This is a genomic window from Photobacterium kishitanii (assembly GCF_003026355.1).
GTDB lineage: Bacteria > Pseudomonadota > Gammaproteobacteria > Enterobacterales > Vibrionaceae > Photobacterium > Photobacterium kishitanii.
In genome coordinates this window covers 72,518-91,717 of the sequence record NZ_PYON01000006.1, presented here as the reverse complement: position 1 = coordinate 91,717, position 19,200 = coordinate 72,518, and the positions used below count along the sequence as shown (strand labels likewise).

20 protein-coding genes are annotated in these 19,200 nt (G+C 39.3%); 5 read left to right on the top strand and 15 right to left on the bottom strand.

Annotation, left to right across the window (positions count from 1 at the left end; translation table 11 throughout):
* Positions 1–11: 11 nt before the first annotated feature.
* From hemW to C0W29_RS08835, 6 genes are all read right to left on the bottom strand, one after another.
* The gene (hemW, locus tag C0W29_RS08860) at positions 12–1,172 is read right to left on the bottom strand and encodes a radical SAM family heme chaperone HemW (RefSeq protein WP_045045832.1); all 1,161 of its coding nucleotides are present in this window, start codon (positions 1,170–1,172) and stop codon (positions 12–14) included.
* The gene (locus tag C0W29_RS08855) at positions 1,172–1,765 is read right to left on the bottom strand and encodes an XTP/dITP diphosphatase (protein WP_036793266.1); all 594 of its coding nucleotides are present in this window, start codon (positions 1,763–1,765) and stop codon (positions 1,172–1,174) included. The genes hemW and C0W29_RS08855 overlap by 1 nt, the downstream gene beginning before the upstream one ends.
* Positions 1,766–1,937: 172 nt before the next feature.
* Positions 1,938–2,234, bottom strand: a complete 297-nt coding sequence (yggU, locus tag C0W29_RS08850; RefSeq protein ID WP_036793267.1) for a DUF167 family protein YggU — start codon at positions 2,232–2,234, stop codon at positions 1,938–1,940.
* Positions 2,231–2,788, bottom strand: coding sequence for a YggT family protein (locus C0W29_RS08845; RefSeq protein WP_036793268.1), 558 nt, complete (start codon positions 2,786–2,788; stop codon positions 2,231–2,233). Before C0W29_RS08845 ends, yggU begins: the two co-directional genes overlap by 4 nt.
* Positions 2,789–2,797: 9 nt before the next feature.
* Positions 2,798–3,616: a pyrroline-5-carboxylate reductase gene (gene proC / locus C0W29_RS08840; RefSeq protein ID WP_045045833.1), complete on the bottom strand. Its 819-nt coding sequence runs from the start codon at positions 3,614–3,616 to the stop codon at positions 2,798–2,800.
* A gap of 71 nt (positions 3,617–3,687) precedes the next feature.
* On the bottom strand, positions 3,688–4,398 hold the full coding sequence (locus C0W29_RS08835) for a YggS family pyridoxal phosphate-dependent enzyme (RefSeq protein WP_045045834.1): 711 nt from the start codon (positions 4,396–4,398) through the stop codon (positions 3,688–3,690).
* Positions 4,399–4,420: 22 nt separating this feature from the next.
* Here C0W29_RS08835 and C0W29_RS08830 point away from each other — a divergent pair, with 22 nt between their 5' ends.
* Together C0W29_RS08830 and C0W29_RS08825 are read left to right on the top strand one after the other, a co-directional pair.
* Entirely contained in the window at positions 4,421–5,458 is a 1,038-nt protein-coding gene (locus C0W29_RS08830) for a type IV pilus twitching motility protein PilT (RefSeq protein WP_045044061.1), read from the top strand.
* 16 nt (positions 5,459–5,474) lie between these two features.
* The gene (locus C0W29_RS08825) at positions 5,475–6,578 is read left to right on the top strand and encodes a PilT/PilU family type 4a pilus ATPase (RefSeq protein ID WP_045044060.1); all 1,104 of its coding nucleotides are present in this window, start codon (positions 5,475–5,477) and stop codon (positions 6,576–6,578) included.
* Positions 6,579–6,936: 358 nt separating this feature from the next.
* Here the strand turns inward: C0W29_RS08825 and ruvX are convergent, their stop codons facing one another.
* The 6 genes from ruvX to metK form a co-directional block, all read right to left on the bottom strand.
* Positions 6,937–7,368 (bottom strand): Holliday junction resolvase RuvX, encoded by a 432-nt coding sequence (gene ruvX / locus C0W29_RS08820; protein ID WP_036793273.1) that lies wholly within the window; start codon positions 7,366–7,368, stop codon positions 6,937–6,939.
* Positions 7,365–7,928, bottom strand: a complete 564-nt coding sequence (locus C0W29_RS08815) for a YqgE/AlgH family protein (RefSeq protein WP_045044059.1) — start codon at positions 7,926–7,928, stop codon at positions 7,365–7,367. The genes ruvX and C0W29_RS08815 overlap by 4 nt, the downstream gene beginning before the upstream one ends.
* 120 nt (positions 7,929–8,048) lie before the next feature.
* Positions 8,049–8,999 (bottom strand): glutathione synthase, encoded by a 951-nt coding sequence (gene gshB / locus C0W29_RS08810; RefSeq protein ID WP_045044058.1) that lies wholly within the window; start codon positions 8,997–8,999, stop codon positions 8,049–8,051.
* 17 nt (positions 9,000–9,016) lie between these two features.
* The gene (gene rsmE / locus C0W29_RS08805; protein ID WP_036793276.1) at positions 9,017–9,748 is read right to left on the bottom strand and encodes a 16S rRNA (uracil(1498)-N(3))-methyltransferase; all 732 of its coding nucleotides are present in this window, start codon (positions 9,746–9,748) and stop codon (positions 9,017–9,019) included.
* Between the two features lie 323 nt (positions 9,749–10,071).
* Complete coding sequence (locus C0W29_RS08800; protein WP_045045835.1) at positions 10,072–10,563, bottom strand: SprT family zinc-dependent metalloprotease; 492 nt, start codon at positions 10,561–10,563, stop codon at positions 10,072–10,074.
* Between the two features lie 153 nt (positions 10,564–10,716).
* Positions 10,717–11,871 carry a methionine adenosyltransferase gene (gene metK, locus C0W29_RS08795; RefSeq protein ID WP_036793278.1) on the bottom strand — a complete coding sequence of 385 codons (1,155 nt, stop codon included), beginning with the start codon at positions 11,869–11,871 and terminating at the stop codon, positions 10,717–10,719.
* Positions 11,872–12,281: 410 nt separating this feature from the next.
* Here metK and tkt point away from each other — a divergent pair, with 410 nt between their 5' ends.
* A complete protein-coding gene (gene tkt / locus C0W29_RS08790) occupies positions 12,282–14,276 on the top strand; it encodes a transketolase (protein WP_208019741.1) in 1,995 nt (664 codons plus the stop codon).
* 762 nt (positions 14,277–15,038) lie between these two features.
* Positions 15,039–15,383: a hypothetical protein gene (locus C0W29_RS08785; RefSeq protein ID WP_036793280.1), complete on the top strand. Its 345-nt coding sequence runs from the start codon at positions 15,039–15,041 to the stop codon at positions 15,381–15,383.
* 111 nt (positions 15,384–15,494) lie between these two features.
* Here C0W29_RS08785 and C0W29_RS08780 read toward each other — a convergent pair whose 3' ends face one another.
* From C0W29_RS08780 to C0W29_RS08770, 3 genes are all read right to left on the bottom strand, one after another.
* Positions 15,495–15,728, bottom strand: coding sequence for a hypothetical protein (locus C0W29_RS08780; protein ID WP_036793281.1), 234 nt, complete (start codon positions 15,726–15,728; stop codon positions 15,495–15,497).
* 340 nt (positions 15,729–16,068) lie between these two features.
* Positions 16,069–17,352, bottom strand: a complete 1,284-nt coding sequence (locus tag C0W29_RS08775) for an MFS transporter (RefSeq protein ID WP_036793282.1) — start codon at positions 17,350–17,352, stop codon at positions 16,069–16,071.
* A gap of 14 nt (positions 17,353–17,366) precedes the next feature.
* Positions 17,367–18,104, bottom strand: a complete 738-nt coding sequence (locus C0W29_RS08770) for a glycerophosphodiester phosphodiesterase family protein (protein WP_045045837.1) — start codon at positions 18,102–18,104, stop codon at positions 17,367–17,369.
* A 675-nt stretch (positions 18,105–18,779) separates the two neighbouring features.
* Here C0W29_RS08770 and C0W29_RS08765 point away from each other — a divergent pair.
* Positions 18,780–19,022, top strand: coding sequence for a hypothetical protein (locus tag C0W29_RS08765; RefSeq protein WP_036793284.1), 243 nt, complete (start codon positions 18,780–18,782; stop codon positions 19,020–19,022).
* The last annotated feature ends 178 nt before the right edge of the window (positions 19,023–19,200 follow it).

Below are 19,200 nucleotides of genomic sequence, written 5' to 3'. Positions count from 1 at the left end.
ATAGGGCTTAATTACTCATCATCTTCAACAAAAGCCGCCAATAAGTCATTTAAAAATAATTTTCCGTGTTCAGTGATCTGCCATTGATCGCCATTATCGAGTAAATAATTTTGCTCGATTGCCCAATCGATATTAGCTTCAATTGTCGATAGAGGTAGGCCTGTACGATCGATGAAGTCTTGTTTTGGACAAGCTTCTAATAATCGAAATCTATTCATGAAAAACTCAAACGGTCGTTCATTATCGGCAACAGCTATTTGCTGGCTTAAATAGGGTTTATCAGCTTGTAAATATCCACGCGGATGTTTCACTTTGACGGTGCGAATGATACGACCATCATCAAAGCTGATCTTGCCATGGGCACCACAGCCAATACCTAAGTAATCACCAAAACGCCAATAATTAAGATTATGTTGGCATTGCTTATCGGGTTTGCTGTAGCCAGATATTTCATATTGTTGATAACCAGCGGCGGTTAATAGTGCATGGCCCTGCTCAAAAATATCCCATAAATCATCGTCATCAGGCAATGTTGGTGGTTTTGAGTAATAGAGAGTATTCGGTTCAATGGTCAGTTGATACCAAGATAAATGCGGGGGATCAAGTGCGATCGCTTGCTTGAGATCACTGATCGCATCAGCGATAGATTGATCGGGTAGTCCATGCATGAGATCAGTATTAAAACTGTTTAATCCGGCTGATTTAGCCAGTTCAATTGCTTTAATTGCTTCTTGGCTACCATGAATACGGCCTAAACGCTGTAATTTGTCATTTTGGAAACTTTGAATACCAATCGAAATTCGGTTGACACCTGCTTGGCGATAACCATCAAAACGTCCTGCTTCAACTGTGCCAGGGTTAGCTTCCATAGTGATTTCAATATTGTCACTAAATGGAATGCGCGCTTCAATTGCCGTTAATAAGCGACCAATTTCAGAGGGTGAGATTAAACTTGGCGTACCACCACCAATAAAAATTGAATGCAGTGGTCGTTGACCGTTGATTAATTGGTATGCCATCAGATCTGTTTCTAGATCGTCAATTAATGCATCAATATAATCCAGTTCTGGCAATTCAGTTTTTAGCGCGTGCGAATTAAAGTCGCAATAGGGGCATTTTTGGACACACCAAGGAATGTGAACATATAAGCTGAGTGGTGGAGGAACAAGCATTAGTTAGCCTTTAGTGCACTGAAAAGTTGTTGGAGCGCTTTACCACGGTGTGACAGTTGCTTTTTGCGACTCGGATCTAACTGTGCTGAAGCACATTGATCTTCAGGTACCCAGAAAATTGGATCATAGCCAAAACCATTATCACCATGACGTTCAGTTAAAATACTGCCTTCCCATGAACCATGACACACTAACGGTGTTGGATCATTTTCATGGCGCATCATCACTAATACACAATGAAAACGCGCACTGCGTTGTGCTTCAGGAACGCCGTCCATTGCTGCTAATAGCTTATCAATATTTTCCGCATCAGTAGCACCTTCACCGGCAAATCGTGCCGAGTAGATACCAGGAGCGCCGTTAAGGAAATCAACTTCAAGACCAGAATCATCAGCAATCGCAGCGCAGCCTGTTTCTTTAGCGGCATGACGCGCTTTGATGATTGCATTTTCAATGAAAGTAGTCCCCGTTTCTGCCACTTCTGAAACGTTAAAATCGCTTTGAGCGACGACATCAAACCCAAAGTCAGCAAGTAGGGAAGCCATTTCTTTTACTTTGCCTTGATTACCTGTAGCCAGTACCAGTTTGCTCATATTGAATGCCTTTTGAAAACGTTAATGCGTTAATGATCGCTATGATAGCCGTTGTGGGAATAATAACAAACTAGTGCACTCAGTGAGGCTATTTTATTGGGGATTCTTGCATATAAAAAAAAGCGAATATCGGTAGGATATTCGCTTTTAAGTTGACAGTTGTTGGTTGAAGTTATTGCATTAGGCTCGCAATCGGTTCGGGGATCTGTTTAGGATCCTCAATCCGTATTTGCTTGTGACGGCCTTGAAAGCCTTTTTCGACATGGACTAAACCTTTAGCAACTTTGAACTGTTTCGCCAAAAATTTAGCTAAATGTGCATTAGCTTTACCGTCAACAGGGGGAGCTGTAATGGCAATTTTTACTTCATCGCCATGTAAGCCAACAATTTGATCGCGACTGGCTTTAGGTTGGATGTACAGTCTAATCACGACATCATCCCCTTGGCGACAGACAGCGTTGGTACTCATAATTGGAACCAAATCGGCCCAATTAAATCACCCATCAAGTAGTTAGCAAACTGTAATCCTAAGAAGATAACCAGAATACTTAAATCTAAGCCACCCATCGCTGGTAGAACGCGACGAATCGGTGCCATTAGTGGTTCAGTTAATTGATGCATGACATATTCCATTGGGCTACGGCCTTGGCTTACCCAACTTAGAATGGCACGAATCAATAGCACCCAGAATAATAATCCGCCAGCTGCTTTAACGAGTGCCAGTAAACCTAGCAGTAAGAAACTTGGGCTAAAGGCAAAAGCACCACCCGTTAACGCCAGTTGTAGCAGAATAAATTTAGCGACACACAATAGGTAACCAAATAAAATGGTTGCCATATCGACAGAGCCAATTGATGGGATCACACGACGTAATGGCGCTACAACCGGTTGGGTTGCTTTAACAATAAACTGTGAGAACGGGTTGTAAAAGTCTGCGCGTGACCATTGAAGCCATACACGGAGTAACACAATCATGATGTACAGATCAAAAACTGTGGAGATTAAAAAAGCCAGTGAATTCATAATTAAACCTTAAAACAATTGTTCCATTTCTTGAGCACGAGCAACCGCAGCTTGCATTGCTTTAGCGACTATTTCTGTTAAATGATGGTTGTTGAACGTATTAATCGCTTCTGCGGTAGTACCGCCTTTAGAAGTCACTTGCTGGCGTAATGTGGCAAGATCCGTTTCAGGATTTGCTTGCACCATTTCCGCCGCGCCTAATGCAGTTTGTTGAACTAACAATCGTGCTGTTTGTTCATCAAAACCTTGCGCCATTGCTTGTTGTTGGATTGCTTCCATAAACAAGAAGAAGTAAGCGGGCGCACTGCCTGCTGCGGCAATGATACCATTGATATCTGCTTCTTGTTTAACCCAGCAAATTTCACCAACGGCTTGTAATAACTGGCTGGCAAAATGATGATCTTGCGGTGCTAATGTTGAATCTGCATATAATCCACTCATGCCTTTACCGATTAATGCTGGTGTATTTGGCATTACTCGCACTAAGTGCAGTTGGCTATCAAGCATGGTTGCTAATCGAGCACAGCTAATACCAGCAGCAATGGAGATCACTAATTTATTACTGAAATCGATCGCTTGCAATGGTAAACATACTTCGGCCATTAATTGTGGCTTCACCGCGAGTACCACGACATCAGCTTGTTGAGCTGCACGTAGGTTGTCACTGTCGGTATGAATTCCAAAATCATGCTTTAGCGGTGCTAGACGGGTTTCACTGGGAGCTGTCGCAGTAATTTTATTGGCATCATAACCGCTGGTTATTAGTCCAGCGATAATTGAACGTGCCATATTACCGGCACCGATAAAGGCGATAGAACGCTGTTCCATGTAATATCCTTTGCTGTTGGTACGACACGCAAATAGGTCGCTGAGTCGTGGACCGTTATTTTAAATTATTATTAAGCTTGGCTGCCATAGTCTCGCGCACCAAACAGTGCTGTACCAATGCGCACCATAGTACTACCTGCTGCAATAGCGGCTTCCATATCACCACTCATTCCCATCGATAACGTATCAAGTTGAGGGTGGTGTGGTTTAAGTAGTGCGTGTAAATCCGCCAGCTTCTTAAAAGCCGCGAATTGGCTATCATAATCGGTTTCGGGTTGTGGGATCGACATTAATCCACGTAAAACTAATTGCGGCATGGTCGCAATTGCTGCTGCTAGCTCGACAACTTCATCAGCATTAACTCCTGATTTACTCGCTTCACCACTGGTGTTGACTTGCAATAACACATTTAGTGGTGCCATTGTTGTTGGGCGTTGTTCATTTAAGCGAGTGGCAGTTTTAAGGCGATCAATCGAATGAACCCAATCAAAATGCTCGGCAATTGGGCGCGTTTTATTAGACTGGATTGGACCAATAAAATGCCACACTAATTGTTTTGCGGCAGGGTGGTTCGCAAAATAATTAACTTTATCTACCCCTTCCTGAACATAGTTTTCACCAAAAGCAAAGAGGCCAGCATCAATCGCTTGTTCGATCGCGGCGACGGGCTTGGTTTTGCTGACAGCTAACAGTTGCACTGAATCGGTGGCTCTGCCGCATTTTTTTGTTGCTAGTGCCATCTCATTGATGACCTGTGTAATATTTTGCTTAATACTGTTCATAATTGATTCTTGAGGAAAATGTATGGATATCACCGAATTACTCGATTTTAGTGTAAAGCATAACGCATCAGATCTGCACCTATCTGCGGGCGTTCCACCAATGATAAGAGTTGATGGTGATGTGAGAAAGCTCAGTTTACCAGCTTTAGATCATAGCGAAGTGCATCGACTAATATTTGATATTATGAACGATGCTCAGCGTCGAGAGTATGAAGAAAAATTAGAAGTCGATTTTTCTTTTGAATTACCCGGCACGGGTCGCTTCAGGGTTAATGCCTTTCATCAGTCGCGTGGTTGTTCTGCTGTGCTACGAACCATTCCCGTTCAGATACCTACTTTAGCATCACTAAATGTACCAGAAGTTTTTTATGATATTGCTCAGCTGAATCGTGGATTGGTGCTGGTTACTGGCGCGACCGGTTCAGGTAAATCAACCACCATCGCCGCTTTAGTAGATTACATCAATAGTAACTATCAACGCCATATCTTGACCATTGAAGATCCAATCGAATTTGTACATACCAGTAAAAGCTGTTTGATTAACCAACGTGAAGTACATCGCGATACGTTGAGCTTTCAAAATGCATTGCGCTCATCATTACGCGAAGATCCAGATGTGATAGTCGTCGGGGAATTACGCGATCAAGAAACCATTAGTTTAGCGTTAACCGCAGCTGAAACTGGCCATTTGGTATTAGGGACATTACATACCAGTTCAGCGGCGAAAACGGTTGATCGTATTATTGATGTTTTTCCTGGAAGTGATAAATCGATGGTGCGTTCAATGTTATCGGAATCATTGCGCGCTGTTGTGGCACAACATCTTTTGAAGTGCACTTCCGGTGGGCGAGTGGCATGTCATGAAGTGATGATGGCAACCCCTGCGATTCGAAATTTAATTCGTGAAGATAAAATTGCTCAGATGTATTCGATGATCCAAACCGGCTCATCACTTGGAATGCAAACCATGGAGCAAAGCGTAAAAATGCTGGTGGCACAAGGCATAGTTGAAGCCGAAGAAGGGCGGCGTATTCTTGATAGCAGCAAACGTGGCTTTTAAAGAAAAGGATAATTGCATGACTTTAGATGACATCCTTGAGCAAATGGTTGCTAAAAAAGCCTCTGATTTATATATCACGGTTGATGCTGCGTGTTTATTAAAAATTGATGGCAATCTGCATGACGTTGGAGAAACGTTAACTCGTCATCGGGTTGATAGTTTGTTTGATCAAGCAATGGATGCCAGCTTGCGACAAGAATTTATCAGTACTAAAGAAGCCAACTTTGCCCTCGTACGTAATGCGTTTCGGTTTCGTGTCAGTGCGTTTTGGCAACGAGAATTACCCGGGATGGTGATCCGTCGCATTGAAACTCAAATCCCGCAAATGAATGATTTACAGTTACCGATTGATATGGAGCGGCTAGCGTTATCAAAACGAGGTTTAGTATTAATTGTCGGGGCTACTGGTTCGGGTAAATCAACCTCGATGGCTGCGATGATAGGTTACCGTAATCAGCACCGTAGTGGCCACATTTTAACGGTTGAAGATCCGATTGAGTTTGTTCATAAACATGACAAATGCATTATCACCCAGCGTGAAGTTGGGCTTGATACTGCCAGTTATGAAGTGGCATTAAAAAATTCATTACGCCAAGCACCGGACATGATTGTGATCGGTGAAATTCGTACACCTGAAACGATGGAATACGCGATGAATTTTGCTGAAACAGGACATTTATGCATAGCAACCTTGCATGCTAATAATGCTAATCAGGCATTAGAGCGTATCTTGCATTTAGTCCCCAAAGATCGCCGTGAGCAATTTTTGTTTGATTTATCACTGAATCTTAAATGTATTTTGGCGCAGCAGTTGGTTGCCGATGCTAATGGTATCGGCCGTCATGGAGTCTATGAATTATTACTTAATACGCCGCGAGTTGCTGATCTTATTCGACGTGGCGATCTGCATGAAATTAAAGATGTGATGGCAAAATCGGCACAGGCGGGAATGATAACTTTTGATCAATCACTGTATGCGTTATTTAGTGAAGGTAAAATCAGTGAACAAGATGCGCTTCATCATGCCGACTCAGCTAATGACTTACGGTTGATGATCAAGGTCGGTGATCCAGCGGCTAAACCATTAAATAGTTTAGCGGGTGTAACGTTAGATAAATAATAAAGACTATGATGATCCTTTTGCAAAAGGATCATTATAGTAAAATTACCAATCATTAATGCTAATTGCTGATAATATTGTAACCAGTTGTTTTTTAAGTGTTTTATTTTTATTGGAATAAACAAAATTAGAAGGGTGAGTTTTTGGGTTTAAATGATCCAAAAGCTGTACAAGCTGATCAAGAGAGAGATAATGCGGCTTGATAACAAGGCGAAACGCTTACAGAAAAGTAGCGTCAGCTTTATGATGATCTTATGATTGAAAGCTGTACAGCAAAAAAAAGACAAGCTTCCAGCGGGAGCTTGTCTTTTTTATTATTGTTTTTTTAGTTGCGGTGGTGACGGAAAAAAGTTGTTTATTAAGCGCCGTATTGACGTTCAAACCAGCTTTCTAAAATCACTACCGCAGATTGTGAATCAATATTACCTTTACTTAATGAGCGATAACCACCACGTTCAAATAAGTCAGCTTTGGCTTCAACAGTACTTAAACGTTCATCGTGTAATTCGACTGCATAACCAAATCGACCATGAATACGGTTAGCAAATTTTTTGGCACGTGGCGCTATGGTTTCTAGCTCTTTGCCTTCGAGATCTAATGGTAAGCCGACGACGATTAAATCTGGCTGCCACTCTTTAAGGATTTTTTCAATATCATCCCAATTAGGAATGCCATCTTTGGCTTTTAAAGCAGCCAGCGGACTGGCTGTGCCTGTGAGTTCTTGGCCGATAGCAACACCAATACTTTTGGTGCCGTAATCAAAGCTTAATACGCTGCGAGATTGACTCATGCATGACCTATATCTGAAGACAGATTCGCGGGGCTAATACCCAATATTGCCATGGCTTGTTGCCAGCGCTGATCTATCGGAGTGGAAAAAATTATGTTGCTATCAGCTTCAATAGTGAGCCAATTATTATTGGCTAATTCTTGCTCTAGTTGACCCACATCCCAACCAGCATAACCGAGCGCGACAATAAATTGTTGTGGCGCTTGCTGAGTGCCGAGTTGGGCTAAAATATCTAAGGATGTGGTGACAGCAAGTTGAGGAGTGATAGTAATACTAGAGTTATAATCAGCTTGAATAGTGTGTAATACAAAGCCGCGATCTTCGGCCACTGGACCACCATTGAGAACCGGATATTCAATACTCAAAGGGTCAATTAAAGGCAGTGTGCGTTCGATCTCAATTTGCTCAAGCATATCGGCAATTGAGATTTCAATTGGTTGATTAATGATAATGCCCATTGCACCTTCATCATTATGCTCACAAAGATAAATCACACTGCGTTTGAAATTTGGATCTTGCATAGTGGGCATCGCCACTAAAAAGTGATTAGTCAGATTCATTTACAACACCATTAAATACACGTCAGCACCGATGATGGTGTTGATAGTAAAAAGCAGCGATAAAATATAATCGCTGCGTTCTTGGTTTGATTATGGCTGATGTTTAGCGCTTAGGTGATCTTAGTTAGCGTTAATACGGCGCTCAATCGCATCCATTAATTTACCCGTGATTGAAATATCAAACGCGGCTTCAATTTCACAAATACAAGTTGGGCTAGTAACGTTAATTTCAGTTAGCTTGTCGCCAATCACATCAAGACCTACAAAGATTAAGCCTTTCTCTTTTAAAATAGGCGCTACTGTTTCGGCAATTTTACGATCGGTGTCGCTAATTGGGCGTGCTTCACCACGACCGCCAGCAGCAAGGTTACCGCGCGTTTCACCTTTAGCAGGAATACGCGCTAGGCAGTATGGCATTGGTTCGCCGTCAACCACTAAAATACGCTTATCGCCGTTACTGATATCAGGCACGAAAGTTTGTGCCATACAGTAGTTTTCACCCATCGCTGTTAGTGTCTCAATGATCACTGATACGTTAGGATCATTTTTCATCACTCGGAAGATCGATGAGCCCCCCATACCATCAAGTGGTTTTAAGATCACATCACCGTGTTCTTGGTGGAAAGCTTTCAGTTTGTCAGCACGACGAGTAACAAGCGTGGTTGGCGTTAGTTCTGGAAACCATGCCGTAAATAATTTTTCATTACAATCACGTAGGCTTTGCGGTTTATTAACGATTAAGGCACCGTTATCTTCTGCACGCTCAAGAATGTAAGTTGCATAGATGTATTCAGTATCAAAAGGAGGATCTTTACGCATTAATACCGCATCAAGATCCGCCAGCGGGATCTCTTGTTCATTATGGAATTCAAACCAGTCGTTTGGATCTTTTTTTACAGTTACAGTGCGAGTACGTGCAATCGCGACACCTTGCTCTAAAGAAAGATCACTCATTTCCATGTAGTGTAATTCCCAACCACGACGTTGTGCTTCCATCATCATGGCAAAGGTCGAATCTTTTTTGATATTGATAGACTCGATAGGGTCCATCACTATACCTAGCTTGATCATTGTTTTCTCCTGATTACTTAGCCTAGATCACCAAAGCGAACTTGTAGTGCGGTAATGGCTGTCATTGCGGTAGTCTCAGTGCGTAATACACGTGGGCCTAATAAAATTTCGTCAAATTTATATTGCTCAGTCATACTGATTTCTTCAGCAGATAAGCCACCTTCTGGACCGATCAATAACCGTACTTTAGTTACTGGGGTCGGAAGGGTGTTAATTGAATAATGTGCTCGAGGGTGTAAATTTAGTTTTAGACCGTCATATTCTTCAGCACACCATTGCTCTAGTTTCATTACTGGGCGAATAGTTGGTACAACATTACGGCCACATTGTTCACAGGCTGCGATAGCTATTTTTTGCCACTGCTCAAGTTTCTTCTCAAATCGTTCTGCATTTAGCTTAACTCCGCAACGCTCTGAAATCAGAGGCGTAATAGTATTAACGCCAAGTTCAACTGATTTTTGAATCGTGAACTCCATTTTATCGCCACGTGAAATTACTTGGCCTAAGTGAATATCCAGTGGTGATTCAATACTATGTTCAACGCGCGCTTGAATCTCAACTTCAACACTTTTTTTGCTAGCGCTGCTAATCACAGCTGGGAACTCAGCATTACTGCCATCAAACAGTAATACTTGTTGTCCAACTTGCATTCGCATAACACGACCAACATGGTTAGCCGCATCGTCGCTAAGCATAACCATACCTTGGCTTGGTAAAGGTTGTGGATGGTAAATTCGTGGAATTCTCATGATGCGGTCATCTGCAGTAATGGTTGAGTAATACCAGATATTACCACGGTTAGCGGCAGATTGAGGGCAAAAGTTAATTACTGAAATAGAGTAAATAGATCAAAGTAAACAATAATGGTCATGTTTGATGATGGCTATTATCATCTGCTAATACGAGGTTGATAAATTAGCTTTTTGAGATGCTGCGACAACGAAACAATTGTGGTTGTCTGGTTTAGCCACAGAGACTGAGGAAGAGATTAGTCGCTTACTGATAGTTATCTTTTGGGCATGTTAGTAGTGCTATTTGGTCACGGTTAATTGACAACTGTGCGTCAACATTATTATTGAATGTCAGTCTTAAACTGTAATGGTTGTTTGCATTTACGGCAGTAATAGCTAGCTTGGCCCCGTTTTACTTTATTATGGCGTCGAATAGTTAGTGGGTATTCACTACATGGGCAAAGGTAAATATAGCGGGTGCCTGCGACTGAACTAACATTAAAGTTATGGGTGGTTTTAGGCGTTACATTAAACACTTCAGTCATGATTAGTTGCCATTCACGACCATGAGGGCGCACGCGACCAAATAATTTAAATACCACTAAATGGGCGACTTCATGGGCAACGACTCCATTAAGAAAGGCATCAGGATTTTCAGCCAGTAGTATTGGATTAAAACGTAATTCCCATTTTTGTAGATGGGCAGTACCAGCAATTTTGCCACGCTGATTAAAGTTGACGGTTGGTATTTGTAGTCGTTTGTTGAGGCGTTGATTGGCATGTTTGATACAGTACTCTACGTGAGTAAGCACTTGCTTTTGTAGCGGGGTCATAACTTGAAATATCCTAGATTAACGTGTTACAGAGCGGAGAATAAACACTGCTGACTATACACTGGAGGATAAATATTAACGATTATTTTATTTTAGGAATAAAAAAAGGGACGAATTATCGTCCCTTAGTTTTTGATAAACTTAAATTTATTATTATTTAAGTTTAGCGAAGTCGCGTAGTGCGTCTACTTTGTCAGTTTTTTCCCAAGGGAATTCATCACGACCAAAGTGACCATATGCAGCAGTCTTTTTATAGATAGGCTGCAGTAAGTTTAGCATTTCTTGTAAGCCGTATGGGCGTAGGTCGAAGTGCTGACGAACCGACTCAATAATAATTTCTGGGTGTACTTTCTCAGTACCAAACGTTTCAATCATGATAGATGTTGGATCAGCAACACCGATTGCGTATGAAAGTTGAATTTCACAACGGTCAGCCATACCAGCGGCAACGATATTTTTCGCTACGTAACGTGCTGCGTATGCTGCTGAACGGTCAACTTTTGATGGATCTTTACCTGAGAATGCACCGCCGCCGTGACGCGCTGCGCCGCCGTAGGTATCAACGATAATTTTACGGCCAGTTAGACCACAGTCACCCATTGGGCCACCAATAACAAAACGACCAGTTGGGTTGATAAAGAATTTAGTCTCTTTACGTAGCCACTCTTCTGGTAATACTGGCTTGATGATTTCTTCCATTACAGCTTCACGTAGATCTGCTGTTGAGATTGAATCACTGTGTTGAGTTGATAGCACAACTGCATCAATACCAACAATCTTACCTTGATCGTACTCAAACGTTACTTGAGATTTAGCATCAGGGCGTAACCAAGGTAGGCTACCATTCTTACGTACAAGCGCTTGACGTTGAACAAGACGATGAGCATAAGTAATTGGTGCCGGCATCAATTCTTTAGTTTCGTTGGTTGCGTAGCCAAACATAATACCTTGGTCACCAGCACCCTGTTCTTTAGGGTCAGTTTTATCAACGCCTTGGTTGATGTCTGGTGATTGCTTACCAATGGTATTTAACACAGCACAAGAATTAGCATCAAAGCCCATATCAGAGTGAACATAACCAATTTCACGTACTGTCTCACGGGTGATTTCTTCGATATCAACCCAAGCTGATGTGGTTACTTCACCACCGACCATTACCATGCCAGTTTTTACGTAAGTTTCACAAGCAACACGCGCTTTCGGGTCTTGCTCTAGAATTGCATCCAAGACTGCATCTGAAATTTGGTCTGCAATTTTATCTGGATGTCCTTCCGATACTGACTCAGAAGTAAACAAGTGTTTAGCCATTGGTGATCTCACTTATATTCATAAATTTATTAGAACGGTAGCGGTAATACTGATACTACATTGCATTCCATACGTTTACATGTATGGAGCTACCTCCGTCTAGACGTCCATAATACCCCGACTAGTTATAAAATCAACAATGTAATATGTAAGGATTTAGTCAAAAGCCCAACCCATTAAATACTAAGCTTTTTATTGTGACTATTTTAAATGTAAAAACTTAAATTAACATCGGTTGCATATTATTGAATAAATTAACTTTTTTAAAAACGAAAACGATTGCAGTTGGTGGTGCCTCTTTGAGACAATATTCAACCGAAATCAAGTGATCGCTAATAAATGGCGTCATTATTTATTCGTAAATTATTATTTTATGACTATTTGGAGCAGATATGTCTTCTAGTAATGCGGTGTCGCGTAAAGAACTAGCCAATGCAATTCGTGCACTTAGTATGGATGGTGTGCAACAAGCGAATTCAGGTCACCCAGGTGCACCAATGGGAATGGCAGATATTGCTGAAGTATTGTGGCGTGGCCATCTGAACCATAACCCCCATAACCCTAACTGGGTTGATCGTGATCGTTTTATCTTATCAAACGGTCATGGCTCAATGCTTATTTACTCTCTGCTTCATTTAACAGGTTATGATTTATCGATTGATGATCTTAAAAATTTCCGTCAATTACATTCAAAAACGCCAGGTCATCCGGAATATGGGTATGCTCCAGGTATTGAAACCACGACCGGCCCTCTCGGCCAAGGTATAACTAATGCAGTCGGTATGGCATTAGCTGAGAAATCGATGGCTGAGCAATTTAATCAGCCAGGCCATGATATTGTTGACCACTACACTTATGCTTTTATGGGTGATGGTTGCATGATGGAAGGTATCTCTCATGAAGCGTGTTCACTTGCTGGCACACTAGGCCTAGGTAAGTTAATTACTTTTTGGGATGACAACGGTATTTCTATTGATGGTGACGTCGAAGGTTGGTTCTCCGACGATACTGCAAAACGTTTTGAAGCTTATGGTTGGCATGTCATTTCAACTGTTGATGGTCATGATGCTGAAGCGATTAATGCAGCGATTGAAGCGGCGAAAGCTGAAACAACCAAGCCAACTCTTATTTGTTGCCAAACCATCATCGGTTTTGGTGCACCCAATAAAGCCGGTTCGCATGATTGCCATGGTGCACCATTGGGTACTGAAGAAATAGCTGCGGCACGTGAGTTCTTAGGTTGGCACCATGGGCCATTTGAAATTCCAGCTAATATTGTTACTAATTGGGATGCGACAGCAGCGGGTAATGCTAAAGAAGCGGCATGGGATAAAAAGTTTGCCGCCTACAGCGCTACTTTTCCTGAATTAGCCGCTGAATTCACCCGCCGTATGAATGGCGACTTACCTGTTAATTGGGAAGTTGCAACGTCGAACATTATTGCTGATTTACAAGCCAATCCTGCCAATATCGCCTCACGCAAAGCTTCACAAAATGCGCTTGAAGCCTATGGTCAATTATTACCTGAGTTCATGGGCGGCTCGGCTGACTTAGCACCGTCTAACTTAACCATGTGGTCAGGTTCTAAATCACTGACACCGACTGATGCTTCTGGTAACTATATTCATTACGGTGTGCGTGAGTTTGGTATGACAGCCATCATTAATGGTATTGCATTGCATGGTGGTTTTGTTCCTTATGGTGCAACTTTCCTAATGTTTATGGAATACGCGCGTAATGCATTGCGGATGGCTGCATTAATGAAAGTGCAAAACATTCAGGTCTATACTCACGATTCAATTGGCTTAGGTGAAGATGGTCCAACTCACCAACCGGTTGAGCAAGTCGCATCACTGCGCTTAACACCAAACATGAGTACTTGGCGTCCTTGTGATCAGGTTGAATCTGCTGTGGCGTGGAAATACGCGATTGAGCGTAAAGATGGTCCGACAGCATTGATCTTCTCACGCCAAAATCTTGATCAGCAAGATCGTAATGCTGAGCAAGTCGCTAATATCACTAAAGGTGGTTACATTCTTAAAGATTGTGCTGCTGAGCCAGAGCTTATTCTTATTGCGACGGGATCTGAAGTTGGTATTGCTGCGCAAGCTTATGCAGAATTAACGGCTGCAGGTCGTCAAGTTCGTTTGGTTTCTATGCCAGCAACTGATTTATTTGATAAACAAGATGCGGCTTACCGTGAAAGTGTATTGCCAGCTAATGTAACAGCACGTATTGCCATTGAAGCGGGTATTGCTGATTACTGGTATAAGTATGTTGGCCTTAACGGTCGTATTATTGGTATGACAACCTTTGGTGAATCAGCGCCTGCAGATGAACTATTTAAGATGTTTGGTTTTACAGTAGAAAATATTGTTAATAATGCCAATGAGTTACTTGGATAATATTTTATTATTTCCTAATAACTAAGTTTGAAAAAGACCGCAGATAGCGGTCTTTTTTTTGTGGTTATGATCTGTGTTTTTTTAATAAAAATAAAATCGTAATTCAACCGTATTAAGCATTACTAAAACTAATCTGAAGTAGCTATTTTTATCATTTTTCAAGGCCATTAAAATATCTATAATGGCCTCCATCGAAACACGACCGCAAGCCTTATAGAGTCAATGGTTAGGCTATGGTTGTATTATTTAAAGCTTAGTTTATTGAGGAAAAAGAAATGACTGGTATCGTTAATAAAATTATCGCACTTTACACTCCTGTATTCGCTACTATGTACAAAAGCGGCAACATGACTAAGTAAAGTCAGTGTTAAGGCTTAGCCTTAACCATTAAAAATATTTGTTAAGAAGGCTTTGAACTTATTGTTCAAAGCCTTTTTTGCGTTTATGCCAAACATGAAAATTTTCTGATCTAATCATCGATTTTATTCCATTACAGTAAATGCACGTAAAGATAGTAGGGAACCTAAGGCTTTTATTATGAGCTGTTAATTCATGAGCTAGGATATTACCAATAAAACATGCACTATAAGTGACGTAATAAACAGTCGTTATATGTCTTAACGATATATTTAAATATTTCCCAATACCGCTAGAGATGCATTTCGCTGACGTTTGTCAATTTTTAATTTTTAAGCGTTATTTTGCTTTTGTTTATAGAGATAACCATTAAAATAAACTCTCAAGTTTACTTTTGGCGGTATTATGAAAAAAACTATTTTAGGGTTATTAGTTGGTTTAGTTGCGATAACTTCAGTACCAGCGCAGGCTAATGATTGGGGTTCTTGGGGCGAGACTAAAAAAGGTCGTGTTGAGAGCGCTAGAATCTGTGGTAATAATGGTTATATTTTTAAAGTACGAGATTCTTTTTACGTTGCAAAATATCAATCAGGCAAACGCTTTGCTGTTGGCGTACCAGTTAAAGCACGTTTCGGTAAAAATAAGTGGCTACATATTGAAGGACTTAAAAACGACGGTAATTATTTAGTTAAGCGTAAGTACTACAGTTTAGCGAAAGCAAAAGCGAGCGCATGTGGTTTGACGTGGTAAATTATATTTAAGAATATGCCTAATATAAGGCCGTCTAACGGCCTTGTTATATTGAAACATAGCTAAAAAAGGGCAGTCTCAGACTACCCATAGCAACGATCATTTTATTATCTAAAGTGCTCTTTCTGCAGTAGATACATAATCTGGCAAGTTGGTTACATAAGGTGCAAACCAAGATCCTTTAATACAGTGTGATTCACTGTCAACAATGCAAATATCTTTGTTATTATTTTCAACTACCCCGAGCACCATTCCATCCGCTTCACCCGTGACGTTGATTGAAACATCAAACCAGTATGTCGCGCTTTCGTTATTACGATCTTTACCAGAAAAAACAGCTTTCATTTGTCTCTCCAAATCATAAATTTATTAAGTTTATTAAGCACAAAGATAAACGTAAATATACGTAATTAACTGAATATACAAGGTTTTAATTTATCTTTTAGCTTAAGTTAGCGTTAGTTTATACCTTAGGTGAATAGTTAAATTAGCTATAGATCACAACAATAGCAGTATAGTTAAAATAGTTGCATATAAGGTTGTTGCTCCCAAAGTAAATAGTGGTTAAAGAACACTATTGAACAGTATGGATATTTATGCGATTTAATATATGTGTAACCGCTGTACATAAAAAGGCTACCTAAGCGGTAGCCTTTTGAGCATTAACGTACGAGTGTATTAAATCTTAATTATGCTTAATGACTAATATTTCATTAGTTCGTTTTTTCATTATTATCAGTGCAAATGATGTAATCATACCAATAATAGCAACGATTAAACCTATTCCAAAAATGATTTGATATGCTTTAATTGCTGGATATGTATCAATAATCCAACCATTTAATGCATAAGCCCAAAATACAGAAGAATATGCAGCAAATGATCCAATACTCATCGCTGAACCGGTATAACTTTTAGGAACGCCGGCTTCTGCTACTGGAGCCAGAATAATTCCTTTAGCTAAAAAAATACTAAACGAAAAGCACATTAATAAAATTATATTAATGAATAACATATTTTGTTCTTTAGGCAAAAATATCGTAATAGATAAAGATATAATTGTTAAGAATAGTGCAAAAAACATCATTTTAATTGAAGATTTAAAAATAAAATCAGCGATTGAACCAGAGATTAATCCGGAAATTACACCCATAGCACCTGTGTTAATAATACCAAATAATGCGGCTTGTTCTGTTGACAATCCAAAAACAGCCTGTAAGTAAGGAACTGTATAAATTAGAGTGATGTATATCCAATATACAGTTAAAGATGTAATAGCTGCTAGCCACACTGTTGGCATTTTTAATACATGTAGTAATCCATTAAGAGCTTCTTTATTTTTACTTTCTCCTTTTATTATCTCCATTCTATTATTAGGTACAAATTTCCAAACACAAAAAATCATGGGTAAAATAAGTAAGGTATAAATGATAATAGCACTTTGGAAAACTAAAATAGAACCGCCTAATAATGCCATGATTCCAACAATAATAGCATTCATCCCCATTTCAGAGGCGCGACGTACCGATTCAAGTAAACCAAATGCCATACCTTTATTATTATCGCCAGACATTAATGTCACACCATTTACAACAGCAGGCCAAAATGCAGAGTCAACTAATCCCCAAATACCTGCAATAACCATTAACATATGAAAACTTGGAGATAAAAAAATAACGCCCATCATAGTGATAAATCTTATTAATAAACTAGTTATTAATATTGATTTAACAGGGAAACGATTATTAATCCATCCGGCAGGTATGTAAAAGAAAATTGCAGAGCCTATTAATGTAAACAATATACCCATTTGTGTATTGTTTATTTTTAGAACTTCAAGTAGTAGGTCATAAAATGTGCCTTTAAATGCTTCAAATCCAGAATATATAATTTGCCCTGATAGAACAACAGAGAAAAACCCGAGGACTTGTTTTTTTCCTGAAAACCCTATCTTTTCAAAGAGATTCATATCAAGACCTGTTTTTAATATTTGTATTTGGAAGGGAATTTATGCGCAATATCAGTGAAAACCCCATCTACTCCCCAATTAAATAGTTCATTGGCACGAGATAAACTATTTACTGTCCAAACATTAATTTTAACGCCAGATGCTTTGAATTTATTAACCATCTCTCGTGTTAATCCTTTATCTTCTGGATGAATATATTCGGCTTTACACCATTCTATAATTGAATGCCAATCATCCCATATATTATTATTTTCAAATAAACAGGCGACTTTAGTTTGAGGCCTTTTATTTTTAAATTCAGATAAGGCTAAGAAATTAAAACTAGACACAATTAATTCTCTTTGAGGATCTAATTTTTCAAGAGCTAAAATTAAATTATCTATTAAAAGATGACTTAATTTTGCGCTCTCTGCACAAGATTTTATTTCTATGTTTACATTTAGTTCTTTCTCATTAATCAATGAAATCAACTGTTGGATTGTTGGTAATCTTTCTCCAATATAGTCATCACTAAACCAACTACCAGCGTCTATTGTTGATAAATCATTATGACTAATATCATACAATCGTCCTTTTTTATCTGTACATCTATCTAAGCAATCATCATGTGAAATAATAACTGTTCCATCTTGTAGTATATCAACATCACATTCAAACCATTTTACTTTAGAATCTTTACATAATGAGAATGCAGATAATGTGTTTTCAGGAGCAAGTGAAGACATTCCACGGTGAGCAATTAATGTAGGCATTTTTATTTGTCGTTAAGAAGTTGAGCTATAACGATATCACCACGCTCATCATGAAAGTGTGATATAGGTATACAATATTCTTATTTGTACAAATATTAAATGAAGTGTATCCGTAGTGTTTATATTTTATAAATACATCTATCAAGTATAAATAAGATGAAATTTTTAGAAATACTTACAGATATTATCATCACCTAAAAATAGTATTATTTAAATAAATTTTAAATTTATATAAATAATACTAAGATCACAAAAATAAGAGATGATTAGTATTATATGGAGAATTCTAAAATATATTTTATATTTAAATTAGTCTCGTAGGGAAGTTAAGGTTAAGTAAAATATGACTAATAAATATCTTTAATCAAATCGTTTTATGATCATGCCGATCTATTTACTATACGATCACGCAGTATTAAAAAAACATAAGCTCGGTTTTAATAGACTTTGCTAATTCCGCTTATAAAGTATTTTTGACTCTCGCCACTTTAAAACTAGATTTTGCTCCGTACAGTAAGGAGCTCCTACCTAAAATAGACACACAGTATTGTTTCTGATAGGTAATAATCTTTTGTAATTTGATTGTATTGTGCGTTTTTGTGTAATTGTTAATATAGCCGCATCGAAACGCAGACAGCGTTGAATAAAAACTCTAAAGATAAGGTTACACAACTCATGAAAACAGTTATTAAAGCAATCATCGCTACCGCCATTATCGCCACTTCTTATACTGCTTCTGCACGTGACGGCGCATTTACCGGTAACGTTAGTTTTAACAACCAAGCTAACAATGCTGTAGTTGCATGCCACTATGCAGTCAATGGTAGCGCTGATAAATCACATTCAGGCATTGTGGTTACTAACAAAAATACCCATATGAGCTTTAATGAAAAACTGCTATCAGCCGCTGATAAGTAATATTTCACTGCTATGGTAAACAAACGCTTATTACATCTTTTTATTATTACATTTAAGTAAAAGTGTTTTGGTTTTATCTCTATTGTTACCAAATGGGTGGGGTGTAGAATGACAGCATCGACACCAACAATAACAAATAAACTCGATATAGCTTCTTACGCTATCACCCCTTTATAAC